The 23,548-nt window shown below is 56.5% G+C and carries 25 protein-coding genes; 17 read left to right on the forward strand and 8 right to left on the reverse strand.

Annotated features, from left to right (window positions below):
- Nucleotides 1-8: 8 nt before the first annotated feature.
- From tsaE to MED193_RS13290, 9 genes are all read left to right on the forward strand, one after another.
- Nucleotides 9-542 (forward strand): tRNA (adenosine(37)-N6)-threonylcarbamoyltransferase complex ATPase subunit type 1 TsaE, encoded by a 534-nt coding sequence (gene tsaE / locus MED193_RS13250; protein ID WP_009810244.1) that lies wholly within the window; start codon nt 9-11, stop codon nt 540-542.
- The gene (locus tag MED193_RS13255) at nt 529-1,536 is read left to right on the forward strand and encodes an aminoglycoside phosphotransferase family protein (protein ID WP_009810245.1); all 1,008 of its coding nucleotides are present in this window, start codon (nt 529-531) and stop codon (nt 1,534-1,536) included. The genes tsaE and MED193_RS13255 overlap by 14 nt, the downstream gene beginning before the upstream one ends.
- Nucleotides 1,536-2,252, forward strand: a complete 717-nt coding sequence (locus MED193_RS13260) for a nucleotidyltransferase family protein (RefSeq protein WP_009810246.1) — start codon at nt 1,536-1,538, stop codon at nt 2,250-2,252. The genes MED193_RS13255 and MED193_RS13260 overlap by 1 nt, the downstream gene beginning before the upstream one ends.
- The gene (addB, locus tag MED193_RS13265; RefSeq protein WP_009810247.1) at nt 2,239-5,196 is read left to right on the forward strand and encodes a double-strand break repair protein AddB; all 2,958 of its coding nucleotides are present in this window, start codon (nt 2,239-2,241) and stop codon (nt 5,194-5,196) included. Before MED193_RS13260 ends, addB begins: the two co-directional genes overlap by 14 nt.
- Nucleotides 5,193-8,561 (forward strand): double-strand break repair helicase AddA, encoded by a 3,369-nt coding sequence (gene addA, locus MED193_RS13270; RefSeq protein ID WP_009810248.1) that lies wholly within the window; start codon nt 5,193-5,195, stop codon nt 8,559-8,561. The genes addB and addA overlap by 4 nt, the downstream gene beginning before the upstream one ends.
- Before the next feature lie 62 nt (nt 8,562-8,623).
- A complete protein-coding gene (gene trxA, locus MED193_RS13275) occupies nt 8,624-8,944 on the forward strand; it encodes a thioredoxin (RefSeq protein ID WP_039966187.1) in 321 nt (106 codons plus the stop codon).
- Nucleotides 8,945-9,015: 71 nt separating this feature from the next.
- On the forward strand, nt 9,016-9,231 hold the full coding sequence (locus tag MED193_RS13280; protein ID WP_009810250.1) for a DUF6500 family protein: 216 nt from the start codon (nt 9,016-9,018) through the stop codon (nt 9,229-9,231).
- A gap of 164 nt (nt 9,232-9,395) precedes the next feature.
- On the forward strand, nt 9,396-9,746 hold the full coding sequence (locus MED193_RS13285; RefSeq protein ID WP_009810251.1) for a Lin0512 family protein: 351 nt from the start codon (nt 9,396-9,398) through the stop codon (nt 9,744-9,746).
- Entirely contained in the window at nt 9,743-10,108 is a 366-nt protein-coding gene (locus MED193_RS13290) for a Lin0512 family protein (RefSeq protein ID WP_009810252.1), read from the forward strand. The genes MED193_RS13285 and MED193_RS13290 overlap by 4 nt, the downstream gene beginning before the upstream one ends.
- A gap of 69 nt (nt 10,109-10,177) precedes the next feature.
- On the opposite strand, the gene MED193_RS13295 is transcribed toward MED193_RS13290, so the two are convergent.
- The gene (locus tag MED193_RS13295; protein ID WP_009810253.1) at nt 10,178-10,369 is read right to left on the reverse strand and encodes a DUF1127 domain-containing protein; all 192 of its coding nucleotides are present in this window, start codon (nt 10,367-10,369) and stop codon (nt 10,178-10,180) included.
- Between the two features lie 255 nt (nt 10,370-10,624).
- Between MED193_RS13295 and hslV the strand changes: the two genes are divergently transcribed.
- The 4 genes from hslV (at nt 10,625) to MED193_RS13315 (ending at nt 14,844) form a co-directional block, all read left to right on the forward strand.
- Nucleotides 10,625-11,215 carry an ATP-dependent protease subunit HslV gene (gene hslV, locus MED193_RS13300; protein WP_039966884.1) on the forward strand — a complete coding sequence of 197 codons (591 nt, stop codon included), beginning with the start codon at nt 10,625-10,627 and terminating at the stop codon, nt 11,213-11,215.
- A 1-nt stretch (nt 11,216) separates the two neighbouring features.
- Nucleotides 11,217-12,287, forward strand: a complete 1,071-nt coding sequence (locus MED193_RS13305) for a hypothetical protein (protein ID WP_009810255.1) — start codon at nt 11,217-11,219, stop codon at nt 12,285-12,287.
- A gap of 13 nt (nt 12,288-12,300) precedes the next feature.
- Nucleotides 12,301-13,614, forward strand: coding sequence for an ATP-dependent protease ATPase subunit HslU (gene hslU, locus MED193_RS13310; RefSeq protein WP_009810256.1), 1,314 nt, complete (start codon nt 12,301-12,303; stop codon nt 13,612-13,614).
- 105 nt (nt 13,615-13,719) lie between these two features.
- On the forward strand, nt 13,720-14,844 hold the full coding sequence (locus MED193_RS13315) for an alpha/beta hydrolase (protein ID WP_009810257.1): 1,125 nt from the start codon (nt 13,720-13,722) through the stop codon (nt 14,842-14,844).
- A 15-nt stretch (nt 14,845-14,859) separates the two neighbouring features.
- Here MED193_RS13315 and MED193_RS13320 read toward each other — a convergent pair whose 3' ends face one another.
- Genes MED193_RS13320 through MED193_RS13330 form a run of 3 tightly spaced genes read right to left on the reverse strand, consistent with a single transcriptional unit; the run spans nt 14,860 to nt 17,188 of the window.
- Complete coding sequence (locus tag MED193_RS13320; protein ID WP_009810258.1) at nt 14,860-15,459, reverse strand: Smr/MutS family protein; 600 nt, start codon at nt 15,457-15,459, stop codon at nt 14,860-14,862.
- Nucleotides 15,459-16,526, reverse strand: a complete 1,068-nt coding sequence (locus MED193_RS13325) for a murein transglycosylase A (protein ID WP_009810259.1) — start codon at nt 16,524-16,526, stop codon at nt 15,459-15,461. Before MED193_RS13325 ends, MED193_RS13320 begins: the two co-directional genes overlap by 1 nt.
- A 5-nt stretch (nt 16,527-16,531) precedes the next feature.
- Nucleotides 16,532-17,188: a Tim44/TimA family putative adaptor protein gene (locus MED193_RS13330; RefSeq protein ID WP_009810260.1), complete on the reverse strand. Its 657-nt coding sequence runs from the start codon at nt 17,186-17,188 to the stop codon at nt 16,532-16,534.
- Nucleotides 17,189-17,304: 116 nt separating this feature from the next.
- Here MED193_RS13330 and MED193_RS13335 point away from each other — a divergent pair, with 116 nt between their 5' ends.
- Nucleotides 17,305-17,823 (forward strand): FxsA family protein, encoded by a 519-nt coding sequence (locus MED193_RS13335; protein ID WP_009810261.1) that lies wholly within the window; start codon nt 17,305-17,307, stop codon nt 17,821-17,823.
- Between the two features lie 91 nt (nt 17,824-17,914).
- Complete coding sequence (secB, locus tag MED193_RS13340; RefSeq protein ID WP_009810262.1) at nt 17,915-18,400, forward strand: protein-export chaperone SecB; 486 nt, start codon at nt 17,915-17,917, stop codon at nt 18,398-18,400.
- Between the two features lie 73 nt (nt 18,401-18,473).
- On the opposite strand, the gene dnaQ is transcribed toward secB, so the two are convergent.
- The 4 genes from dnaQ to MED193_RS13360 are packed head-to-tail and all read right to left on the reverse strand — an operon-like array spanning nt 18,474 to nt 21,217.
- Nucleotides 18,474-19,205: a DNA polymerase III subunit epsilon gene (gene dnaQ / locus MED193_RS13345; protein ID WP_009810263.1), complete on the reverse strand. Its 732-nt coding sequence runs from the start codon at nt 19,203-19,205 to the stop codon at nt 18,474-18,476.
- Nucleotides 19,198-19,791: a dephospho-CoA kinase gene (gene coaE / locus MED193_RS13350; protein ID WP_009810264.1), complete on the reverse strand. Its 594-nt coding sequence runs from the start codon at nt 19,789-19,791 to the stop codon at nt 19,198-19,200. Before coaE ends, dnaQ begins: the two co-directional genes overlap by 8 nt.
- Nucleotides 19,788-20,621, reverse strand: a complete 834-nt coding sequence (locus MED193_RS13355; RefSeq protein WP_009810265.1) for a shikimate dehydrogenase — start codon at nt 20,619-20,621, stop codon at nt 19,788-19,790. Before MED193_RS13355 ends, coaE begins: the two co-directional genes overlap by 4 nt.
- Nucleotides 20,618-21,217, reverse strand: a complete 600-nt coding sequence (locus MED193_RS13360; RefSeq protein WP_009810266.1) for a nucleoside triphosphate pyrophosphatase — start codon at nt 21,215-21,217, stop codon at nt 20,618-20,620. Before MED193_RS13360 ends, MED193_RS13355 begins: the two co-directional genes overlap by 4 nt.
- Before the next feature lie 412 nt (nt 21,218-21,629).
- On the opposite strand from MED193_RS13360, the gene MED193_RS13365 reads away from it, so the two are divergent.
- Both MED193_RS13365 and rho read left to right on the forward strand, forming a co-directional pair.
- The gene (locus tag MED193_RS13365; protein WP_009810267.1) at nt 21,630-22,085 is read left to right on the forward strand and encodes a CopD family protein; all 456 of its coding nucleotides are present in this window, start codon (nt 21,630-21,632) and stop codon (nt 22,083-22,085) included.
- A 176-nt stretch (nt 22,086-22,261) separates the two neighbouring features.
- On the forward strand, nt 22,262-23,533 hold the full coding sequence (gene rho / locus MED193_RS13370; protein WP_009810268.1) for a transcription termination factor Rho: 1,272 nt from the start codon (nt 22,262-22,264) through the stop codon (nt 23,531-23,533).
- Nucleotides 23,534-23,548 lie beyond the last annotated feature (15 nt).

Below are 23,548 nucleotides of genomic sequence, written 5' to 3' on the forward strand. Positions count from 1 at the left end.
GTGCAGCCATGACCAAATCCTGCGATCAAACCTCTTCTGACTTTCCCGGCACATCTGGCGCAGATAGCTCGGTTTCCTGTCTGCTGACCTCTGCTGAGGCAACAGCAGAGTTGGCGCGTCACCTGGCTACGCAGTTAAATCCGGGCGACTGTCTCTTGCTGGAGGGACCAATCGGGGCCGGAAAAACCCATTTCGCCCGCAGTTTGATCCAATCGCTCATGGTCCATCCCGAAGATGTACCCTCGCCAACTTTCACCCTGGTTCAGACCTATAATGTCCCCAGGGGGGAGCTGTGGCATGCGGACCTCTATCGTCTTTCTGCACTCGAAGAGATTGAAGAATTGGGCCTGTTTGAAGCCTTTGATGACGCCATTTGCCTGATTGAATGGCCCGACCGTTTGGCAGAGCTGACACCACCACATGCGCTACATCTGGAACTCTCGCTCGATCCAGCAGAGGAAGACTGCCGCCACCTGACCTTGACCTGGAGCGATGCCAAATGGCAAAACCGCATGAATGAGATAGCAAATGTCACAGCGTGATGAACAGATTGCAGCGTTTTTGCAGCGAACCAGCCGCGGCGACTGGAGCGCTGTGCCCCTGGCCGGAGATGCCTCGGCGCGGCGCTATCAACGTCTGACCAGCCCAGATGGGCGTCATTTGGTTTTGATGGATTCTCCCCCAAATAGCGGTGAAACAATCCGCCCCTTTGTGCGCATCGCCAACTACCTGCGCTCCCTCGACTTCAGCGCCCCTGCCATCATCGCAGAGGATGCTGAAAACGGCTTTTTGCTGACCGAAGATCTCGGCGATCAGCGCTTTTATGAGGTACTCAAACAAGATCCCGCCCAGGAAAGCAGGCTGTATTCCCTGGCCACGGATTTTCTGCTGCAACTGCATAGGAGCTCAGGATCCGGTGGGCTTCCCAACCTAGAGACCCTGGGGCCCCGCGTCATGGCCGAGATGTCCGCCTTGGTTATTGATCGCTATTGCGGCGCCATCAACGGCACGGTGACTGCTGATCTGCAAAACCGGTTTGAAAACCAGTTTGAGGATATTTTGCGTCAGACCATAAAGGGCGACACGGTTTTTGTTCATCGCGATTTTCATGTGCAAAATCTAATGTACCTGCCCGATCGCGATGGGGTGGCGCAGGTCGGAGTGATAGATTTTCAGGACGCTCGCGTCGGTCACCCCGCCTATGATCTGGTGTCGCTGTTACAGGATGCGCGCCGCGACGTGCCTGCTGGTATCGAAGCCCGTATGATCGACCGCTATCTGGCGAGTACCCAGCTGGACAGCTCTGGATTTCGCAGCGCCTATGCGGTGATCGGCGTGCAAAGAAACCTGCGCATTCTGGGTGTGTTTGCCCGGCTGTCGCAAGATTTTGGCAAACCCCAGTATCTTGAGCTGATCCCTAGGGTGTGGGCTCATGTAGTAAACGGCCTGGAACACCCCGCTCTCGCCCCGCTGGCGGATATGCTGTTAAAGGAGCTGCCCGCGCCAACCCCCGAAAACCTGGCCAAGCTACGCTGATGGGTACCGACCTTCTCTCTGACACGTCTCGCGCTATTCCCAACGTGATGCTCTTTGCCGCCGGCTTTGGCACCCGTATGAAGGCGCTGACACAGACCTGCCCGAAACCGATGATTGCCGTGGCCGGACGCCCGCTGATCGACCACACGCTGGAGCTGGCGCAGGCTATCCAGCCAGACCGGGTCGTCGCTAATCTGCATTACTTGCCGCAAATCCTGGAGGCACATCTCGCGCCGAAGGACGTTTTGCTCAGCCCGGAACAGCCCCAAGTGCTTGATACCGGCGGCGGGCTGCGACAAGCCCTTCCCCTGCTGGGACCTGCGCCTGTCTTTACCGCCAATACAGATGTGATTTGGAAAGGGGTGAACCCATTTGAAATCGCGTTGAACGCCTGGAATCCAATGGAAATGGATGCCCTACTGGTCTGTATCCCCATTGCCCGTTGCTGGGGCCGCAAAGGTGCAGGGGATTTTAGCTGCGACAGCGCGGGGCGCATCAGCCGCGGAGGGGACCTGGTCTATGGGGGCGTGCAAATTCTCAAAACCGACGGGCTGCTTAACATCGAAGATCAGGTATTTTCTCTCAATCTTCTGTGGAACAAAATAGCCAATTCAGAACGGTTGTTTGCAGTAGAATATCCTGGTCACTGGTGCGATGTGGGTCACCCGGAAGGGATCGCCATCGCCGAGGATCTAATTGCCAATGATATTGTTTGAACCTCAAGACAGCCCCCGCGTTTTTGCCGTCCCAAACGGAGTGGATTTTCCCCGCGCCCTGGCGCAGGGACTTATTGAGCGCAGTACATCCCAGCCCCCAGAGGGTTTGGCGCGGGTTGACCTTATCCTCAACACCTCTCGAATGATGCGCCGTTGTCGCAACCTGTTTGAGGAAGGCCCTGCGCTCTTGTTGCCACGTATGCGCCTGCTCACAGATCTAGCGCGCGAGGCCAATCTGCAAGGTTTGCCACCGCCGCTGCCGCCGCTACGGCGCCGATTGGAACTGTCGCAGCTAATTGCCAAGCTGCTGGATGCACAGCCGGATCTTGCGGCGCGGTCCTCGCTCTATGATCTTTCGGACAGTCTGGCCAATCTGGTCGATGAGATGCAAAGCGAAGGCGTCAGCACCGAAGTAATCCGAAATCTGGATATCTCAGATATGTCCGGACATTGGGCGCGAGCACAGCAGTTCATCGGAATCGTCGATCAGTTTATTGATTTGCATAGCGACACCGTTGATGTTCAGGCTCGGCAACGCCAGATGGTCGAGAACCTCATCGCCAAATGGCAGGTAGAGCCGCCCCAGCATCCGGTGATCCTGGCCGGCTCCACGGGTTCGCGTGGAACCACCCATATGCTGATGGAAGCCATCGCCCGCCTGCCCCAGGGCGCCGTGGTACTGCCCGGATATGATTTTGAACAACCCGCCGAGGTCTGGACCCATCTACGCGATGCACTCACCTCCGAGGATCACCCGCAGTATCGCTTTGCCAAACTGCTGTCCGACCTCGACATGACTCCCCGCGAGGTGCGACGCTGGAGCCCAGATGAGCCGGTCTCGCCTGCCCGCAACCGGTTGGTCTCGCTGGCCCTGCGCCCGGCACCTGTCACCCATGCCTGGATGAGCGAAGGGCCAAAACTGACCCAGTTGGACAAGGCCTGTGCCGATGTCACCCTGGTCGAGGCCCCAAACCCGCGCGGCGAGGCCCTGGCCATTGCGCTGCGCCTGCGCCAGGCTGCCGAGGAGGGCAAAACAGCCGCGCTGATCTCGCCCGACCGGATGCTGACTCGGCTGGTGTCCGCGGCGCTGGATCGCTGGGGTATCCTGCCCGATGATTCCGCCGGCCTTCCCCTGCAGCTAACCCCTCCCGGGCGGTTCCTGCGCCACGTGGCCGAACTGTTTTGCCGACCACTGACAGCGGATGCGCTGCTCACCCTGCTGAAACACCCGCTGACCAATGATGGCAGCAGTGCCGAGGCCGCGCGCGGTGAGCATCTGCGCCATACCCGTGACTATGAGCTCGATCTGCGCCGCAATGGGCCGCCCTTTCCCGATGCTGAGAGTTTTGCGGCCTTTGGCATGGAGCGCGATCTGATACTTGGCTGGACAGATTGGCTGTCGCAAAACTTTGCCGACCAGCAGGTAACCACACCACTGCCCCTCACTGATTGGGTCGCGCTGCTACGCGCCCGCGCCGAGGCGATTGCCGCTGGCAGTCAAGTCCAAGCAGAGGGGGAAAGCGGCACGCTCTGGGAAAAGAAAGCTGGCATTGAGGCGCTCAAGATCTTTTCCAATCTGGAGGCTGAGGCCGAACACGGTGGCGAGATGTCAGCCCGCGATTTTGCCGATCTTCTGTCGGCCATCCTGTCGCAAGGCGAGGTGCGCGACCGCGACACCCCCTATGGATCAATCATGATCTGGGGAACGTTGGAGGCCCGTGTGCAGGGTGCCGATTTGGTTATCTTGGGCGGGTTGAACGAGGGCAGCTGGCCGGAAGCGGCCAAGCCAGATCCTTGGCTGAACCGGCAATTGCGCCATCAGGCCGGTCTCTTGCTGCCTGAACGCCGCATTGGCCTGTCTGCACATGACTTCCAGCAGGCCGTGGCGGCGCCTGAGGTATGGCTCACCCGCGCTGCCCGCTCGGATGAGGCCGATACCGTGGCCTCGCGCTGGCTCAATCGCCTGACCAATCTGTTGTCCGGCCTGCCCGATCAGGGTGGCAAGGCAGCACTGGACGCGATGCGGGCACGTGGGCAGGAATGGCTAGACTGGGCAGAAGCTCTGGAACAACCAACCGAGTTGCCGAGTGCACCGCGCCCCTCCCCGCGCCCGCCGGTTGCCAGCCGCCCGCGCCGGTTGACCATCACCGAAATCCCACGCCTGATCCGTGATCCCTATGCGATCTATGCCAAACATGTGTTGCGGTTGCGTCCTCTCAACCCGCTGGTACAGGAACCTGACGCCCTGTTGCGCGGCACTGTTGTGCATGAGATTTTTGAGGACTTTATCAGGGACAGCCTGGAAGACCCCAGCCGCCTGACAGCCGATCACCTGATCGAGACCGCCCGTGCCCTGTTGGAACGGGATGTCCCTTGGCCCGTGGCGCGCCTTTTATGGCTCAGCCGCATTCAGCGACTGGCCGGCGACTTCATCCTGGCTGAGCAATCCCGCCAAAGCCGCGCCACCCCGCTGAAACTCGAGGCCATGGGCGAAGCCCGGCTGGAGCCGTTGGATTTCACCATAGCCTGCCGGGCCGACCGTATCGACCAAGATGAGCGCGGATTTTTGCATCTTTATGACTACAAGACCGGCGCGCCGCCCTCGGAAGCACAGCAGAAAAAATTTGAAAAACAGTTGTTGATCGAAGCCGCCATGGCTGAGGAAGGTGCGTTCAAGGAAATCGGCCCCGCCGAGGTCGCGCGCGCCGCCTTTATCGGCCTGGGTAGCAATCTGAAAGATGTGCCTGCACCGCTATCAGACCAGCCCCCGGCCAAGATCTGGGAGGAACTGAAACAGCTGATCGGCGCCTATTTTGAACAGGACCAGGGCTATTCCAGCCGCCGCATGGTGCATCGCGATGATATTGCAGGGGACTATGACCACTTGGCCCGGTTTGGTGAATGGGATCGCAGTGCCACGCCCGAGCCCGAGGATCTGACATGAGCAACCTCCCTCTGAAACATCGTGATGCCGCCTCCGAAGCGCAGTTTCGCGCCGCGCGCCCTGATGCCTCAACCTGGCTCGCAGCCAATGCCGGATCAGGCAAAACCAAGGTGCTGACCGACCGGGTGGCGCGGTTGTTGCTCAAGGGCGTGCAGCCTCAGCACATCCTTTGCCTCACCTATACCAAGGCCGCCGCCAGCGAGATGCAGAACCGGCTGTTTCAGCGTCTGGGCGAATGGGCCATGCTCCAGGACAGCGAACTCACCGCTGCGCTTGGCGAGTTGGGCGAGGTCAATACCGCTTCTGAGGATCTGGCCCAGGCCCGCACGCTCTTTGCCCGTGCCATTGAGACTCCCGGTGGGCTCAAAATCCAGACCATTCACTCGTTCTGTTCGTCCCTCCTGCGCCGTTTCCCGCTGGAGGCCGGCGTCAGCCCACAGTTTTCTGAAATGGAGGACCGCGCCGCATCCCTGTTGCGCGCCGAGATTGTCGAGGATATGGCCAAGCGCGATCATGCCCATTTGGTAGAACCCTTGGCGCGCCATGTGGGTGGCAGTGATTTTGAGGATCTGACCGCCGCGATCTGCCAACGACGCGCCGAATTTGAAATAGCGCTGGACTGGCCTGCGCTACTGGCCCGGTTTGATCTGCCAGAAGAATTTGATCAGCCCGCTCTAGAGGCTCTGGTATTTTTGGGCGGCGAGGCGGAATTGCTATCGCGCACCCGCGCCATGCTGGAGACAGGCGGTACCACCGATCAGCGCGCAGCTGCCAAACTGGCAGGGATCACCACGCCGACACTGGCTGATCTTGCCACATTGGAAAGTATTTTTTTGACCGGCGCCAGCGCTGCTGATCCCTTTGCCGCCAAAGTGGGGAAATTCCCTACCAAGAAACTGCGCGAAGCCAATGTTGCCCTGATGGACCAGCTGGAACCACTGATGCTGCGGGTGGAGAGCGCTCGAGCCAAACGATTGGCCCTGATGGCGGCACGAAAATCCCAGGATCTGCACCAGTTCGCTCAGGCCTTTCTTCCGGAATATGAAGCCCGCAAACAACAGCGTGGTTGGCTCGATTTTGACGATCTGATCCTCAACGCGCGCCATCTGCTGAATGATCCGGCGGTGGCGGCCTGGGTGCTGTACCGCCTGGACGGTGGCATCGACCATATCCTGGTGGATGAGGCCCAGGACACCAGCCCGGTGCAATGGGATGTGATCGAGAAACTGGCGCAGGAATTCACCGCCGGGATTGGCGCGCGATCCGATGTCGAGCGCACCATTTTTGTGGTCGGCGACAAAAAGCAGTCGATCTATTCCTTTCAGGGGGCTGACCCGGATGCCTTTGATCGGATGCAGGTGGAATTTGCCAATCGCCTGTCCGAATCCGGATCAGGGCTGCAAAACGCAGCTTTGGAATTCTCTTTTCGCTCATCTGCGGCGATCCTGCGGCTGGTGGATCTGGTATTTAAGGACAGCCCACGCGCCGGGTTTCATAGCGACGCCCTGCATCGCGCCTTTAAATCCGACTTGCCCGGGCGGGTAGACCTGTGGCCGGCAGTGGAAAAGACCGATGACGACGATGAAAGCGACTGGACAGACCCAGTAGATCGACCTGGTAGCCGCCACCACACGGTTATTCTGGCAGAGCGCATTGCCCGTCAGATCAAGGAGATGATCGACAACAAGGTGACCATTCCCGAGGATGGCCCCACACGAGGCACCTTTCAGCGTCGCCCCGTGCATGCCGGGGATTTTCTCATTCTGGTGCAACGCCGGTCCGAGCTGTTTTCTGAGATCATCCGCGCCTGTAAAAATGCCGACCTGCCCATTGCCGGCGCCGACCGGCTGAAGGTTGGGGCAGAGTTGGCAGTGAAAGATATCGCCGCTCTCCTGTCTTTTCTCGCCACGCCAGAGGATTCTCTGGCACTGGCTGAGGTGCTGAAATCGCCACTGTTTGGCTGGTCCGAACAGATGTTGTTTGACCTGGCCCATCGCCGCAGCAGCAAACACCTGTGGCCTGCCCTGCGCGACCGGCGCGAAGAGTTTCCCGAAACCATGGCAGTTCTGGATGACCTGCGTGACCAAACCGATTTTCTGCGGCCCTTTGATTTGATCGAGCGCATCCTAACCCGCCATCAGGGGCGGCAAAAACTACTGGGACGTCTCGGAGCCGAAGCCGAGGATGGTATCAATGCGCTGCTGTCCCAGGCCCTGGCATATGAACGGTCAGATATTCCCAGCCTCACCGGGTTTCTGGTCTGGATGCAGACCGATGATCTGGATATTAAGCGGCAGATGGGGGCCTCGGGGGATATGATCCGGGTGATGTCAGTGCATGGCTCCAAAGGTTTGGAAGCACCCATCGTGATCCTGCCCGATACCGCCAAGCGCAACGCGCCCAGTGACGCCGAAATCATGGTGGCGGATGGCACACCCCTGTGGAAACTGCCCAAGGATCAGATGCCGGATCTGCTGTTCTCTGCCCGCGAAGCGGCGCAAGAAAAACAACAAAATGAGCGGTTGCGGCTGTTATATGTCGCGCTGACGCGGGCCGAGAAATGGCTGATCGTGGCCACCGCCGGAACGCTGTCGAAAGAAGGTGACAGTTGGTATCAGCGGGTCGAGGCAGCACTGCTCGAAGGCGGTGCCACCAAATGCGACCTGCCCGGCGGCGAAGGTCTGCGTCTGTCCCATGGTGATTGGGAAGGGCTCGAACTGGTCTCAAAAGAGGTTCAATCAAAGCACCGCTCAGTATTACCGGAGATCTTTACCCACCTGGCGCCCGCCTATCTGGCACCAGAACCTGCGATTACCCCTTCGGATCTGGGAGGAGCCAAGGCATTGCCTGGCGATCAGGGGTTGGACGAAGAAGAGGCCAAAGCCCGCGGTAGCCGTCTACACCTGCTGCTGGAACATCTGCCTGGGCATCCAAGTAGCGATTGGCCGCTATTGGCGGATCGTTTGCTGTCTGAGGCCACAGATCGTGCCGCGCTTTTGGCCGAGGCCAGCGCCGTCCTGTCGAATGCCAGCCTGTCGCATATCTTTGCACCAGATACCCTGGCGGAGGTGCCGGTCACAGCCCATTTTGGCAGCCAACGCTTGTATGGTATCATTGACCGCCTGGTTGTTAGGCCTGACAAGGTGCTGGCGGTGGACTTCAAATCGAACGCTGAAGTGCCCAATACTGCCGCCGCCTGCCCCAAGGGACTGCTGCGTCAGATGGGGGCTTATGGCCATGCCCTGGCGCAGATCTACCCAGATCGTCCAATCGAGACCGCGCTGTTATGGACTCGCAATGCCAGCCTGATGAGCCTGCCGCACGATCTTGTGACAGATGCGCTCAAGGAGGTGTTGGAACCTTGACGATCTGTTACGCTCTACCTAGGTTCCAACTCCAGTTGCCATAGATCTCAGGAGACATGAACATGTCCACCGTAGCCGTCACCGACGAAACATTTGACGCCGAAGTCAAGAATTCCGCAGTCCCCGTTGTGGTGGATTTCTGGGCCGAATGGTGTGGTCCCTGCAAACAGATCGGCCCCGCTCTGGAAGAGCTGGCGGCGGAATACGGCGACAAGGTAAAAGTCGTCAAAGTTGATGTGGACAGCAACCCGAACTCCGCTGCAGCCATGGGTGTGCGTGGTATTCCGGCTTTGTTCATCTTTAAGGACGGTCAGGTTGTTTCCAACCGTGCTGGTGCCGCGCCAAAGGCCGCGCTGCAGAGCTGGATCAACGAGTCCATCTGATCAATCGGATCTCAGAATTTTTAAGGACGCCCTCAACAGAGGGCGTTTTTTTCGTTTCAAGGACTAGCTTTATGACCCCAGATTTTCGCCAAAAAGCCATTGCCATCTGCACAGATAAGATTGCCAAGAAAGGCGAGGGCGTGGGCCTCTCCTTTTATGCCTTTTTCAAAAATCGCAATGATGATCCTGATCTGCTGATGCAGGTGGCATCCTGGTGGATCCAAAAGCATCACCTGGACCATTTCGAAAAGGCGGTAAAAATACGTGAAATGCTACGGGCTGAGTAGCCTCGCTCATCTGGCCGCTTCGCGCTGGACGATCGTCCCGAGGGGGCGCAGCCCCCGTCGCCAAAGGCGACTCCCCTGGGATATTTTTGGCCAAATGAAGATATGGGGTTTTCTTTTGGGCTGGGCTGCACAGAGTGTGCAAACAGCAAAAACGGGAGGCAGGCATGGCAAAAACACGGGTATTGGTGGAGTTCGGCATGGGCACTTCGCTCAGGAGAGAGGACTACACAGAAGCGGCCAAACGGGCGATCAAGGACGCGCTTTGGCATAATTCTGTCAGCCTTGCAGAGCTGTTTGACTTCCCCAAAGAAGCCATGATCATTGATGCAGAAATTGGGGTGGCCAAGCCAGACAAAGTGGATGTTGAGGCCTTGAGGGCGATTTTTCCCTATGGTCAGCCCAGTATCACGGTGACGGAGGGCGGGTTGGACGTGACAAAACCCCAGGGGCAAAGCGTGACGGTGATTGCAAATGCAGCGGTAATTGTTTCATTCGATATGGAGAGTGTGTCATGAGCGACAAACGCATCATTTTGGAAATGGGTACTGGCAACGATCTATATGGTCAGGACTACACCAAGGCCGCACGGCGGGCAGTGCAGGACGCCCTGCATCACTCGTCGATCACCTTGTTTTCCAAACTGGGTATTGATCACACAGAGATGCGGGTGGAAGTCACCATTGCGGTGCAAGACCCTTCGCAGGTAGATTGTGATCTGGTAGCGCAGGATCTGCCGCGTGGGCACGCGACTGTAAGGGCCGTCAAAGGCGGGTTGAACATTGTGGATCCAGGGTCTGACGGCATGCATGTAGTGGCCACCGCCGCGATTGAGGCCTGGTTGCCGGATCAATCAACTGCTTACAAGCTCTGCTCCTGAAAAGACAAAGCCGCCCCTGGTCAGGAGCGGCTTAAATCATCTGGTGCTTCTGCACCCGGTCTGCAAATCTTACAGTTTGGAGATATCAGCCCGCGACAGGCCGATGTCGTCCAACTGTGCCGCGGTGAGCTGAGACAGCGCTTTGCGGGTCTGGCGGGATTCATTCCATTCAACCATGTTGGTTTTGAAGTTCATGATTCCGTCTACCAAACGAAGAACGGAGACTGCGCCCAGCGGCGCATGGAGGTTTGCGGTCGTCATTGCACTAGTCCTTTAAATTCGTGTGTATTCACGTTGTCTGCTTGTGAGCCTCATGTAGGAGAGCTTACTGAGTCCTACAATTGCCCATTAAACAGTCCCGTTTTGCGCTCTGCGCATAGCAAGTTGGCAGTTTGTTAACGCCGAAAGAAGACACCGGAGGAGATACAGGTAGGCGCACCCCCCTGAGGATCCCGCCGAGCCTTGTACAGCATCAGAGATGGATCCATATAGATGGCAACAAAACTGGAGGTAAAAATGGCAGATGATCAATTCCCTGGCTGGCACGGAACCACCATCATTGGTGTCAAAAAGGGGGGTGAAGTGGTCATTGCCGGCGATGGGCAGGTCTCTCTTGGGCAGACGGTGATCAAGGGTACGGCCCGCAAGGTGCGCCGCCTATCCCCTGGCGGTTTTGACGTTATTGTAGGGTTTGCCGGATCCACCGCCGATGCTTTTACCCTGTTGGAACGTCTAGAGGCGAAACTGGAAGCCACACCCGGCCAACTAGCGCGGGCCAGTGTTGAACTGGCCAAAGACTGGCGAACCGATAAATATCTGCAAAAACTCGAAGCCATGCTGATTGTCACCGACGGGACCGAGCTTTTGGTGATTACCGGGGCAGGGGATGTGTTGGAGCCCGAGCATAACGTCGCGGCGATTGGCTCGGGTGGGAATTTTGCCTTGGCAGCCGCGCGCGGCATGATGGACAGTGATCGTGACGCTGAAGCGGTCGCCCGCGACGCAATGGCGATTGCCGCTGACATCTGCGTCTATACAAATGGACGGCTAACCGTAGAACGCATTGCCGCGGATGGCGATGTGTCAAAAATCACTTCGGAGAGCTGATGTGAGCCAGATCGACCAGAATGACATTCGCGCCGCCGTTGGCTCTGGCCTGATAAGCGAGGCGCAAGCCGCCTCTCTACTGGCAATGTCCCACAGCCGACGTGGCGCGCGCGAGGACTTGGCACCTGGCGATGAACCCTTTGAGCTGTTCAAAGGCTTCAACGAGATTTTTATCGTCATTGGCATGCTCATTCTGGCCTCAGGCTGGGCCGCCGTCACCGCAGCCTATATCGCAGGATCCTTAGGTGGATATGTTGAAAAGACCATCGGCTCTTCGGCATTGGGGGCTGTTTTGCTCTGGATCTTTGCCGAGTATTTCATCCGCCGTCGCCGTATGATCGCCCCAGCCATTGCCCTGTCCCTGCTTTGGGCCGCCAACGCTGGTACGGGGATTACCGCGTTTTTTTCCGAACCTTTTATGGTGGCGCAGAACGATCTATCCAGCCTACCCCTGCCTATGGCACTGACCACGGCTGCGGTGGCGCTGTTTTGGTTCCGGTTTCGGGTACCATTTGCAATGGCGCTGATTGCGCTTGGGGTTTTTGCCCTCACCCTGATGATGGCCGCAGAACAGGCTGGCCGGCCAGATGGGATTAGCGATTTCTTCCTATTCTCCGCCTCTGGTCCCTTTGCCTGGGTAACGCTGGCTGTGGGGATTGCCGTCTTTGCGGTCGCCATGATGTTTGACCTCAGCGATCCGCATCGCGTCACCCGCCGCGCAGCCCAAGGGTTTTGGCTGCATGTTGTTGCAGCGCCAGCCTTGGTTAATACCATTGCTCTGAGCCTGCTGGACCAAGGCACAACTGGCGCGCAGCTGACGCTGGTTGCTGTCCTTTTTGCCTTTGCACTGGTGGCGATCATCATTGACCGCCGCTCCTTCCTGATTGCTGCCATCGGCTACAGTGTGACCCTGGCTGGCACCGTCTTTGATGGCGAGGGAGCCGCGATGACCATTCTTCTGCTTGGTTTCTTCCTGGTGATCCTTGGCGCCTTCTGGGCGCGGATCCGGGCGACCTTGCTCTCTCCTTTGGCTGGTGTGCTGCCGCTGCACCGCCTTCCTCCTTCTCACTGAAACGAGACATCCCATGACTGACCTGACACCCCGCGAAATCGTTTCTGAACTGGACCGCTTTATTATCGGACAGGCCGAGGCAAAACGTGCCGTGGCCGTAGCGTTGCGCAACCGTTGGCGCCGCAAACAGCTCTCGGATGACCTGCGCGACGAGGTCTATCCCAAAAACATCCTGATGATCGGACCCACCGGCGTCGGGAAAACCGAAATCTCCCGTCGCCTGGCAAAGCTGGCCCGTGCGCCCTTCATCAAGGTTGAAGCAACCAAATTCACCGAAGTTGGTTATGTTGGCCGTGACGTTGAACAAATCATTCGCGATTTGGTGGATAGTGCCATCGTTCAAACCCGTGAATTCATGCGTGAAGACGTCACAACCAAGGCCCAAAAGGCCGCAGAAGACAGGGTGATCGACGCGCTGGCTGGCGAAGATGCTCGCGAAATCACACGTGAAGTGTTCCGCAAAAAACTGAAATCAGGTCAGCTGGATGACGCGCTGATCGAATTGGATGTCGCCGATAGCTCCAACCCCATGGGCAATATGTTTGATATTCCAGGTCAGCCTGGTGGCGGCAATATGGGGGTTCTCAATATCGGGAATCTCCTGGGCAAGGCCATGGGCGGGCGTACCGTGCGCAGAAAGATGACCGTTGCTGAAAGCTATGAAGTTTTGATCAGTGATGAGGCCGACAAATTGCTGGATGATGAGGTGGTCACCCGCGCTGCTATTGAATCGGTAGAGCAAAGCGGCATCGTCTTTCTGGATGAAATCGACAAGGTCTGCGCCCGGTCAGACGCCCGCGGGGGGGATGTCAGCCGTGAAGGCGTACAGAGGGATCTACTGCCCCTGATCGAAGGCACCACGGTCAGCACCAAACACGGCCCAATCAAGACAGATCATATCCTGTTCATCGCCTCCGGTGCCTTTCATGTTGCTAAACCCTCCGATCTCTTGCCTGAATTGCAGGGCCGTTTGCCAATCCGGGTCAATCTGCGCTCGCTGAGCGAGACCGACTTTGTCCGTATCCTAACGGAAACCGACAATGCGCTGACGCTACAATATACCGCCTTGATGAAGACCGAAGAGGTTGAAGTGACCTTTACCGAAGATGGTATTGCCGCGCTCGCCAAGATTGCAGCAGAGGTAAACCATTCAGTGGAAAACATCGGCGCGCGTCGGCTTTATACTGTGATTGAACGGGTGTTTGAGGAACTCTCGTTCAACGCTCCCGATAGGGGCGGCGAGAAAGTCACTGTAAACGCCAGTTTTGTGGGCAAGCACCTGGGCGAGCTGGCAAGCAGAAGCGATCTGAGCCGCTACGTGCTTTAGACCTCGGGAGCTGTTGTTGTAATCCTGCAGAGATCGGTTTTATTCTGGCTCCCGGCTTGCTAGCCTGGGGCCAGATTTTCCGGCAAGATTAAACAAAGGTTTCTTATGATTTTCCTCCGTTTGGCTGCTGGCCTCAGCCTTTTGCTTGCCCTGGGCTGTACTGATCGCAGCCTGTCTCCGGTCACGCCTTCGGCCCTGGAGGTCGGTACGGCAAGAACCGTTTTTGTCGCCACAAACCGGAATGAATTACCCGATGGATCCTTTGGACCAGAGCGGAGCGAAGACTATCATCTTCTTGAGCTGACGGTCTCGATACCGCCAAACCATACACCAGGAAAATTGGAGTTTGGATATGCAGACCCAAATCCGGAAACCCAATTCACTCTCGCCGCACGGCATCAGTTTCCACATCAGTCAGACTTTGATAAGCGCCTGCAAGCCGAGCTAAATCAGTTTCCTCCTGATGAACGGGACGTGCTTGTCTTTGTTCATGGCTTCAATAGCACCCAGGCCGAAACCGCGTTTCGCGCGGCACAGCTGAGCCATGATCTGGATACGCCTGGTGCAACAATCGTATACTCATGGCCAAGCCTGGGCAGCCCTTTGGGCTATGCTTATGACGGGGACAGTGTCTTGTTTGCCCGAGATGGGTTAGAGCAGCTATTGCGGCACCTCAACAAGGCCGGAGCAAGACGGATCGTTCTTGCAGCCCACTCCATGGGTTCGCTTTTGGCGATGGAGGCCCTGCGTCAGATCGAGATCAGATCGCCAAATTGGTCAGAGCAGAACCTAGCTGGCGTGATCCTTCTGTCGCCGGATCTGGATCTGGATGTGTTTCGCAGCCAGATACAACAGTTCAAAACGGTACCTGAACCCTTTGTGGTCTTTGTATCGAGCAAAGACACCATCTTGAACATATCCCGGCGGATCCGCGGAACCCATAGCAGGGAACGTTTGGGGAGTTTGAGCTCAATCGAAGCCGTTTCTGACCTGCCAATTGATATTGTCGACACAACAGCCTTTGCGGATAGTGCGGAATCTGGTCATTTTGTCACTGCGACCTCCCCTACGTTCCTTGCATTGCTGAATAAGGCCCAGGCAACGGAAGGTGCCTTTGAGACCCGGCCTCAGGCCGTCGAAGAGTTTAGACAAATCTTGCCAGATACCGTTGTCAATCGCGACAGCGCCGGCGAGGCTCAAATGATGACCTTTACCGGCGGTGACCGCTAAACCAGCCTCAGTACGCTAACGGGTGCGACGCAAATAGACGTAGTAAGCGCCTTCTCCGCCGTGGGTCACATGGGATTGTGTGACTTGCAGAACTGCCTGCGCCAGCGGTGGAAGGGCCAACCATTGTGGCACGTGATGGCGCAAAACGCCCCTTGGAACCGGTATTGGCCCTGGCTCATCCCGGTCCTTGCCCTTACCCGTGACCACCAGGACCAGCCGTTTTCCCGATGCCTGCGCTGACAGGATAAACCGGGTGAGCGCTGGATGGGCACTATCAACCCGCATGCCGTGCAGATCGAGTTTTCCCTCTGGCTTTAACTTGCCACGCTTCATGCGCCGAAAGGCTTTTTCGTCCATTTGCAACGGATTGGAGGCCAAGGCTTTGGCTGGCGTCGGTTTCAAACTATGCCGCTGTGGTTTTGGCTTGGCTTTGCTGCCCAGCTCAAACGCCTCCAGTAGGTTTTCAGACCGACCCTGAGGCACCTTGGCCGGTTTGGGCTTTGGCAAGGGCAGGCTAGGCGGTATCGTGTGGCTCCCGGGATGCAGGCGCTCAGTGTGCTCTACCACCTGGTGCCAAAGCTCTACCTCTTCAGATGTCAGTTTGCGCCTGCTCATTAGTACTCATCCGGAACCAGCGCAAAAGCGCGTTGAATTGGCAGCAAAACCACCATCCGGCCCGGATCGCGCAGCCGACCTGCCGCCTGACCTGCGCTATCGCCGGTTCCATAAAAGACGTCAGCGCGCTGCGCGCCTTTGATAGCGGATCCGGTGTCCTGTGCAATCATCAAACGGCGCATCTGCGTCTCGCCATCCTTCTCCATCCAAACAGGCGCGCCCAGCGGCGTGTATTTGGGATCAACCGCCAGCGTGCGCAGCGTGGTCACAGACCTGTTCATTGCACCAACCGGCCCTTTGGAGGGGCGGATCTTACGAATTTCACGGAAGAAAACATAAGATGGATTGTGCAGCAGTAATTCACGCCCGGCCACCGGATTGCGCCGCACCCAGGCCTTGATTACTTGCGCACTGACTTGATGTGCCTTGTAGATGCCGCGGCGCACCATCTCTGTGCCGATCGACCTATAGGGGTGACCATTTGCACCGCCATAGCCAATCCTGATAGTACTTCCATCGTTCAGGCGGATGCGGCCCGATCCTTGAATTTGAAGAAAAAACAATTCGACCGGGTCATCGACCCAGGCAATTTCCAAGCCCCGCCCCTGCATCACCGGACCGGTCAGGATATCGCGACGCGGCAACCATGGATTGCTGTGTTTTGCCTCTGGCGGCATCCGGTAAACCGGGTAGCGAAACCGCGATGTACGGTAGCGGGATCCATCGAGTTCTGGTTCAAAATAACCAGTGAATAGGCCGGGGGTCCCATCCTCGATCAATACAGGCCGAAAGAACAGTTCGAAAAAGCTGCGGGCGCCGGTCTTACCTTCCGGCTGGGACAGAATCTGTGCCTGAGACTGCGCCAGAGCACAGAGGTTCTGCCAGTCCTGGTCCTTCAGATCAGGGCAGGTTTCCAAAAAAACCTTCAGAGCTGCAGCGTGATTGTCATCCTCCCAACCCTTGAGTTGGGAGAAGTCCAGCATCTTGTAGGTGGTTTCGGCAGCCGCATCGCTGGCCGTCATCGCAGCCCCAGCAAGAGCTGCTGCCCGGAAGAAATCCCGGAGCATTGCACTCACCCGTCCGTGGCGACCAGCTGCCAGTTTGGATCATCAACACCCATACTACGGGCAAAGACCCAGATGTCTTTTTGGCGCTTGATCGCTTTGGCATCGCCTTCGACGATCTCACCTTCACGGTTCCGTACAACAGAGGTCATTTCACCGATAAAGCGCATAGTCAGTTCTGCAACCCCGGTGGTTTCATCAAAAATGGCGTCAACCACTGCGGTTTCGCGTACACCGATGAACTCAGCCTCGATAGTCAGACCTTGATCCTCGCGTTGTGCAACGGCCTCGACAAAACTGTCAAAAACATCTTCGGCGAGAAAGCCCTGGATATCGTCCAGCTCACCCTTCTCAAATCCCATGAGGATCATTTCATAGGCACTGCGCGCGCCCTGAACAAATTCGCCCACTTGGAACGAAGGCTCAACCCGCTTCATCGCGGCCAGTGCCTTTGCCTGATCTGATCCTTCTTCGACATAATCGGTGATATCACGATCAGGACCGCCCTCGATCACTTCGAGGTCAGGACCGTTGCTGCGCTTTTGTGTTGGGGCAACCGGCGGTTTTTCAAAACCCTCGCGTGTGCCCAGAACACTTCTGAGACGCAGGATTAAAAACACCGCAATACCGGCCAAAACCAAAAGACTAATCAAGGGCGACTCCATAAGAACCTCTCGCTGGATATTCCGAGCCCGGTTTGAAACCTGGGCGTTCACTCCTTATGTAGGGGCTTGAGGGTGGCAAGTCTACCGTTCAGCGAATGTTCTAAGGAAAGCTCCATATGTATCTTTTTCTCGCCTTTCTGATGGTGCCTTTGATTGAAATTGGCCTGTTCATTCAGGTGGGCGGTGCGATCGGCCTCTGGCCAACATTGGCCATTGTGGTGCTGACTGCGGTGCTGGGCACCTCGCTGGTGCGCTCGCAGGGTCGATTGGCACTGGGGCAGATGCGAAATTCCTTTCAAACCCTCTCTGACCCGGCTGAGCCACTGGCACATGGCGCAATGATCCTCTTTGCCGGCGCGCTGCTGCTGACGCCCGGCTTTTTCACCGATGCCTTTGGCTTTGCCCTGCTAATGCCGCCAGTGCGGATCGCGGTCTATCGCTACATCAGCAAGCGGGTCACCGTGGCGCAGTTTCAGATGGGGTCCGGCACCATGCATGGGTCCGGTATGTCCGGGCGGGGAGGGCAAAGCACCCAGCCTTCTGGTCCCGGCGATATCATTGATGGTGACTTCGAAGAGGTAAGGCCCAGGAAGCCCAATCAAAAGCCTTCTGGTTGGGTCGAAGGTCCAAAATAACCTGTCGCAGACTTGCGAGACTTCCTAGCCGTTGAGATACCGGAACCAAGCTGTTAAGCACGGGTCAAACTGATTTTTTAGGAGTATCTCAATGGCCGAAAATGGCGCAAACGGGGGCGCACAGCAGCCCCAGGTCCAGATGAATATCCTGGGTCAATATATCCGTGACATGTCCTTTGAAAACGTCATGGCCCAAAAGGGCGCCGGCGGTGAAGTTCAGCCTGACGTCAATGTGTCGGTCAACCTGGATGCCAAGAAACGCTCGGTTGAGAACCAATATGAGGTCATGACCAAGCTGAACATCGAGTCCAAAAACAAAGAGGGCGGCGACGTTCTGTTTGTACTTGAACTGGAGTATATCGGCGTTTTCAACATCGAAGGTGTTCCAGAAGACCAGCTGCATCCTTTCCTGCTGATCGAATGCCCCCGCATGACCTTTCCATTCCTGCGTCGCATCGTGTCCGATGTAACCCGTGACGGCGGTTTCCCACCGCTGAACCTCGACAACATCGATTTTGTTGCGATCTACCGCAACGAGCTGGCCCGCCGTCAGTCCGAGGCCACGCTCCAGCAGTAAGCTCTCTGCCATACTAAACAAAAACGCCGCTGATCCGTTCAGCGGCGTTTTTTGTTTCAGGGTCTGGGGTGTTTCACCCCTGCATCTGGTTCCACAGCGCATCCTCGCCCATCTTTTCCACAAAGGCCTCATGTGCTTCTGCCTCTTTTGCTGTGAGACGCGAAGGCAGGGGCGTATGGCGCGGGGCAGGGCGCCAATCTTCGACCACCTGACCACCGCCAGCGGTGGCATTGGTGGACAGACCAAAATCCGGCTGACGCCCGCCGCTAAGTTCCAGATAGACATCTGCAAGAATTTCAGAGTCGAGCAGGGCACCGTGCAGCGTTCGATTGCTGTTGTCGATCTGAAACCGACGGCACAGCGCATCCAGCGTTGCCGGCGAGCCAGGAAAGCGCTTGCGCGCCATCGCCAGAGTATCCAATGCCTGCTCCATCGGCAAAGTGCGCAGCCCCATCCGGTCCAGCTCAAAGTTGAGGAACTTCATGTCAAAGCTGGCATTATGGATCACCATCCGCGAATCGCGCACAAAATCCAGAAAAGCCTGCCCAAATTTGGCGAAGACCGGTTTGTCACGCAGGGTGACCTGGCCTTTCTCTGGCTTTTGCGGTGGCTCCAGAAGGTCCGGGCCAATCCCATGAACCCCAAAGGCCTCCTGCGGCATGCTGCGTTCGGGATTGATATAGACGTGAAAAGTTTCACCGGTTGGCATGTGATTGAGCAGCTCAACCGCCCCGATCTCGACGATGCGGTCGCCGGAAAAAGGATCAAAGCCTGTGGTCTCGGTATCGAGCACAATTTCACGCATCTGCTAATGTCTTTCTGATCTGGTCCAGAATACCGCCCACCTGCGCCTCAGCATGATCAAGCGTATCCGTTTCGATAATGAAATCAGAGCGGGCGCATTTTTCATCAATCGGCATTTGTTTCGCAAGGATTTGCTCAAACTGAGCTTCACTCATGGTGCCGCGGTCCAATACCCGAGCGCGCTGCGTCTCGGCATCAACCCGGACACAGGCCACGGCATCCATTGCGACCTCACCACCGGTTTCAAACAGCAGCGGGATGTCAAAAACCAAGATGTCGCTGGTGGCAGCATCACGAAAGGCCTTGCGATCTGCCGCCAGCAGGGGATGCACAATCGCTTCGAGCTGCTCAAAGGCTGCGGGATCCTTGGCAAGGATCCGTTTCAAAGCCTCCCGGCTAACGGCACCTTCAACAATTGCAGTAGGGAAAGCCACCTGCACCGGAACAACAGCCGCACCCCCAGCCGCATAGATCCGGTGCACTGCAGCATCCGCATCCCAGACTGCACATCCCATCTGTGCAAACAGACCGGCCGTGGTGCTTTTGCCCATACCAATCGAGCCAGTGAGGCCAAGATGAAATGTCATCGCAGCGCCGCTGCCCGTGTCGCAGTATCCACATCGGGCCGCTGGCCGAACCAACGTTCAAAGCCAGGCACCGCCTGATGCAACAACATGCCGAGCCCATCAACCACTGTGCAACCCATCTCCTCGGCGGTTTGCAGCAGATTGGTTTTGAGCGGGGAATAGATCAGATCAGTAACAACCATATTTGGCTTTAGCCCATCCAAAGGGACCCGAAGGCGCGGCTTTCCAACCATACCAAGCGAAGTGGTGTTTACCACCAGGGCAGCATCTTCAATGATGTTGCCAGCCAGAACCCAATCAACCACCTGAATACGCTTACCAAAATCGCTATGAAGCTGCTCCGCCCGTTCACGCGTGCGGTTGGTCAACAGGATCTCCGGCACCCCGGCCTCGATCAAAGAGGCCACAACAGCGCGACAGGCACCACCCGCGCCAAGAACTGCTGCCGGGCCACTGGTCGGAACCCAATCCGGAGCACCCTGCTGCAGGTTGGTGATAAAACCGTATCCATCCGTGTTATCCGCCAAGATACTGCCGTCACTGCGAAAGATAATTGTATTGGCCGCGCCCATCAATTTGGCCCGGTCCGTTACCTTGTCAGCGATCTTCATTACGGCTTCTTTGTGCGGGATCGTGACATTGACGCCGACAAACCCGGCCTTTGGCAGGGTCCGGATCACTGTTTCCAGGTCCTCTGGCTCCACATGCATCGGCACGTAATGCCCCGCAATGCCGTGGGTCTTGAGCCAATGTGTCTGCAACTGCGGCGATTTCGAATGCGCCACCGGACAGCCGATCACGCCGGCAAGAGGGATCTTTTTATCGCTCATTGATCAATTACACCCTGTAGTCCCAGATAGTTGAGCAGTTCCACCAGAGGTAGTCCCAGAACATTAAAGTAACTCCCTTCAATGTTAGAAAACAAGCGTACGCCTTCTTCTTCCAGCTTATAGGCCCCAACTGCGTGCTGAATACTGTGCCAGTTGCGTGACACATAAGAAGACAGGTAGCCATCCGAACACTCCCGCATACGCAAACGGACCTGGCCTACATGACGCCAGATGGGTTCCCCATCGCGGTAGATCACCGCAGCAGACAATAGCATATGTCGTTTTCCACGCATCGCGCTAAGCTGCGCCAGGGCTTCTTCTTCGCTTTTTGGCTTTGACAGAAGCGCACCCTCAAAATCCAGCACCTGGTCACACCCCAAAACCAATGGTCCTGGATTCTTCATGCTGACTTTGCGCGCCTTTGCTTCGGCCAGTGCATCGGCAATATCACGGGGATTGGCACCCTCGGCCAAGAGTGAAGCTTTGATCGCCTCCTCATCCACGCGCGCGATTTGCACCTCAAAAGGCACATCGGCCTGACGCAGCAGCTGCGCACGGATTTCAGAACCGGAGGCCAACAGGATGTGGGCAGACATGTGGAAAACCCCATGGAAAAGACGCGCAAGTTTATAGGATGGTTTGTATGGTTTTCCGCGCTTTTGGCAAGTGCACAGGAAAAGTGGAAATTCCAGGAAAGGATCCGCTGATTCCTCCGCCGGGGATTGGGATAACTCTCCAAACCGGGATATCTATGATCTCCCCGATTCCTCCAAAGGTTATCCCCAGAGTAATCTAGGTTAACAAAGTGTTAATTACCCTTATTTTCAAAGATGTTAACCAAAGTGTCACCAATGTGGCAACTTTGGGGCAAGCTATTCATTCACACTGGGGATAAGCCGGTGAAAGACTGAATAATCCACCGAAACCCTTGTCCCTACAAAAACATCATCCTTTAAATCTTTCTTTATTATTATAAGGGTGGGTCATCTAAGCCTAAGCGAGAGACCGATGGACCTGACAGACTGGATGTTCACCCTCTACCCATATGCCAAATCACTGCACATCATGGCAGTGCTCAGCTGGATGGCGGGTTTATTCTATCTCCCGCGGCTGTTCGTGTATCACGTGGAGCAGGCAGAGAAGGTTCCTGAAAGCCTGTCGATCTTTGTTACCATGGAAGACAAACTGCATCGTTTGATCATGCGCCCAGCTATGACGGTGACATGGGGTGCAGGGCTGTTCATGGTGATGACCCCTGGGATCGTCGATTGGAGCTCTGTGTGGCCCTGGAGCAAGGCTTTGGGGGTCTTGGGAATGAGCTGGTTCCACTATTGGCTGTTGATGCGTCAGCGGGACTTTGCGGCTGGGAAAAATCGTCTCACCGGTCGAAGGTATCGGATGATGAACGAAGTCCCCACGCTGCTGATGGTGGTGATTGTCGTTTCAGTGATCTTCAAGTTCTGACCACAGCTCCCCATAGCGGCCATTTAAGGCGATACAGCGCGTCTGTAGGGGCATTTGACTTAAGTCTCCTCACCCCCTATGTATGGCGTCCAACAGGCCCGTCCGGGCACTCGTGTTCTCCGAACTTGATAATAGCAGCTCTCCCCAAATAGCCGGGGCAAAAAGGCCATATATTGATGACCGTCGAATCCCTCAATCTTTCTGATCTCAAGGCGCAAAGCCCCAAGAACCTTCTGTCTATGGCCGAAGAACTGGAGATCGAAAACGCCTCCACCATGCGTAAGGGTGAGATGATGTTCCAGATCCTGCGCGAGCGCGCAGATGAGGGATGGGAAATCGGCGGCGATGGCGTGTTGGAAGTGCTGCAGGATGGATTCGGTTTCCTGCGCTCGCCAGAGGCCAACTACCTGCCAGGCCCGGATGATATCTATGTTTCGCCAGAAATGATCCGTAAGCATTCGCTGCGTACGGGTGATACCATCGAGGGCCAGATCAAGGCCCCCCTGGATGCAGAACGCTATTTTGCGATGACCAGCGTCACTAAGATCAACTTTGAAGATCCTGAAAAGGCGCGCCACAAGATTGCTTTTGATAACCTTACACCGCTCTACCCTGATGAGCGTTTGAAGATGGAAGTCGAGGATCCCACCCTGAAAGATCGTTCAGCCCGTGTGATCGACCTGGTTGCGCCCATCGGCAAGGGCCAACGATCCCTGATTGTGGCACCGCCACGTACGGGTAAGACAATGATTTTGCAGAATATTGCGAACTCTATTGAGAAGAATCACCCTGAATGCTACCTCATTGTTTTGTTGATCGACGAACGTCCAGAGGAAGTCACGGACATGCAGCGTTCGGTAAAGGGCGAGGTTGTCTCTTCCACCTTTGACGAGCCCGCTACACGCCACGTTGCTGTGTCAGAAATGGTGATCGAGAAAGCCAAGCGTTTGGTCGAACATAAGCGAGATGTTGTTATCTTGCTTGATTCGATCACAAGACTTGGTAGAGCGTTCAACACAGTTGTGCCCTCATCTGGTAAGGTATTGACCGGTGGTGTAGATGCGAACGCCCTGCAACGCCCCAAGCGTTTCTTTGGGGCTGCCCGGAACATTGAAGAAGGCGGTTCGCTTACCATTATCGCCACCGCGTTGATCGATACTGGCAGCCGCATGGATGAGGTTATCTTTGAAGAATTCAAAGGTACCGGTAACTCCGAACTGGTTCTGGATCGCAAAATTGCCGACAAACGGGTCTATCCTGCTATCGACATCCTCAAATCCGGCACCCGGAAAGAGGAGCTTTTGGTCGACAAAGGCGATCTGGCCAAGACCTTTGTCTTGCGTCGTATCCTCAACCCGATGGGCACAACTGACGCGGTAGAGTTCCTCCTGGGCAAATTGAAGCAAACCAAATCTAACTCTGATTTCTTTGACTCAATGAACACCTAACAGCCGAAGGCCAGA

The sequence above is a fragment of the Roseobacter sp. MED193 genome, from assembly GCF_000152965.1.
In the GTDB taxonomy this organism is placed as follows: domain Bacteria; phylum Pseudomonadota; class Alphaproteobacteria; order Rhodobacterales; family Rhodobacteraceae; genus Pseudophaeobacter.

What these genes read in the sequence shown, in the direction of transcription:
- MED193_RS13360 (WP_009810266.1), bottom strand. Translation starts at nt 21,217, where the DNA reads ATGTCTGCCCACATCCTGTTGGCCTCCGGTTCTGAAATCCGTGCGCAG.
- rho (WP_009810268.1), top strand. Translation starts at nt 22,262, where the DNA reads ATGACCGTCGAATCCCTCAATCTTTCTGATCTCAAGGCGCAAAGCCCC.
- MED193_RS13355 (WP_009810265.1), bottom strand. Translation starts at nt 20,621, where the DNA reads ATGAGCGATAAAAAGATCCCTCTTGCCGGCGTGATCGGCTGTCCGGTG.
- hslV (WP_039966884.1), top strand. Translation starts at nt 10,625, where the DNA reads ATGGCAGATGATCAATTCCCTGGCTGGCACGGAACCACCATCATTGGT.
- tsaE (WP_009810244.1), top strand. Translation starts at nt 9, where the DNA reads ATGACCAAATCCTGCGATCAAACCTCTTCTGACTTTCCCGGCACATCT.
- MED193_RS13365 (WP_009810267.1), top strand. Translation starts at nt 21,630, where the DNA reads ATGGACCTGACAGACTGGATGTTCACCCTCTACCCATATGCCAAATCA.
- MED193_RS13320 (WP_009810258.1), bottom strand. Translation starts at nt 15,459, where the DNA reads ATGAGCAGGCGCAAACTGACATCTGAAGAGGTAGAGCTTTGGCACCAG.
- dnaQ (WP_009810263.1), bottom strand. Translation starts at nt 19,205, where the DNA reads ATGCGTGAAATTGTGCTCGATACCGAGACCACAGGCTTTGATCCTTTT.
- secB (WP_009810262.1), top strand. Translation starts at nt 17,915, where the DNA reads ATGGCCGAAAATGGCGCAAACGGGGGCGCACAGCAGCCCCAGGTCCAG.
- MED193_RS13315 (WP_009810257.1), top strand. Translation starts at nt 13,720, where the DNA reads ATGATTTTCCTCCGTTTGGCTGCTGGCCTCAGCCTTTTGCTTGCCCTG.
- MED193_RS13285 (WP_009810251.1), top strand. Translation starts at nt 9,396, where the DNA reads ATGGCAAAAACACGGGTATTGGTGGAGTTCGGCATGGGCACTTCGCTC.
- addA (WP_009810248.1), top strand. Translation starts at nt 5,193, where the DNA reads ATGAGCAACCTCCCTCTGAAACATCGTGATGCCGCCTCCGAAGCGCAG.
- MED193_RS13325 (WP_009810259.1), bottom strand. Translation starts at nt 16,526, where the DNA reads ATGCTCCGGGATTTCTTCCGGGCAGCAGCTCTTGCTGGGGCTGCGATG.
- MED193_RS13330 (WP_009810260.1), bottom strand. Translation starts at nt 17,188, where the DNA reads ATGGAGTCGCCCTTGATTAGTCTTTTGGTTTTGGCCGGTATTGCGGTG.
- MED193_RS13335 (WP_009810261.1), top strand. Translation starts at nt 17,305, where the DNA reads ATGTATCTTTTTCTCGCCTTTCTGATGGTGCCTTTGATTGAAATTGGC.
- MED193_RS13280 (WP_009810250.1), top strand. Translation starts at nt 9,016, where the DNA reads ATGACCCCAGATTTTCGCCAAAAAGCCATTGCCATCTGCACAGATAAG.
- addB (WP_009810247.1), top strand. Translation starts at nt 2,239, where the DNA reads ATGATATTGTTTGAACCTCAAGACAGCCCCCGCGTTTTTGCCGTCCCA.
- hslU (WP_009810256.1), top strand. Translation starts at nt 12,301, where the DNA reads ATGACTGACCTGACACCCCGCGAAATCGTTTCTGAACTGGACCGCTTT.
- MED193_RS13295 (WP_009810253.1), bottom strand. Translation starts at nt 10,369, where the DNA reads ATGACGACCGCAAACCTCCATGCGCCGCTGGGCGCAGTCTCCGTTCTT.
- trxA (WP_039966187.1), top strand. Translation starts at nt 8,624, where the DNA reads ATGTCCACCGTAGCCGTCACCGACGAAACATTTGACGCCGAAGTCAAG.
- coaE (WP_009810264.1), bottom strand. Translation starts at nt 19,791, where the DNA reads ATGACATTTCATCTTGGCCTCACTGGCTCGATTGGTATGGGCAAAAGC.
- MED193_RS13260 (WP_009810246.1), top strand. Translation starts at nt 1,536, where the DNA reads ATGGGTACCGACCTTCTCTCTGACACGTCTCGCGCTATTCCCAACGTG.
- MED193_RS13255 (WP_009810245.1), top strand. Translation starts at nt 529, where the DNA reads ATGTCACAGCGTGATGAACAGATTGCAGCGTTTTTGCAGCGAACCAGC.
- MED193_RS13290 (WP_009810252.1), top strand. Translation starts at nt 9,743, where the DNA reads ATGAGCGACAAACGCATCATTTTGGAAATGGGTACTGGCAACGATCTA.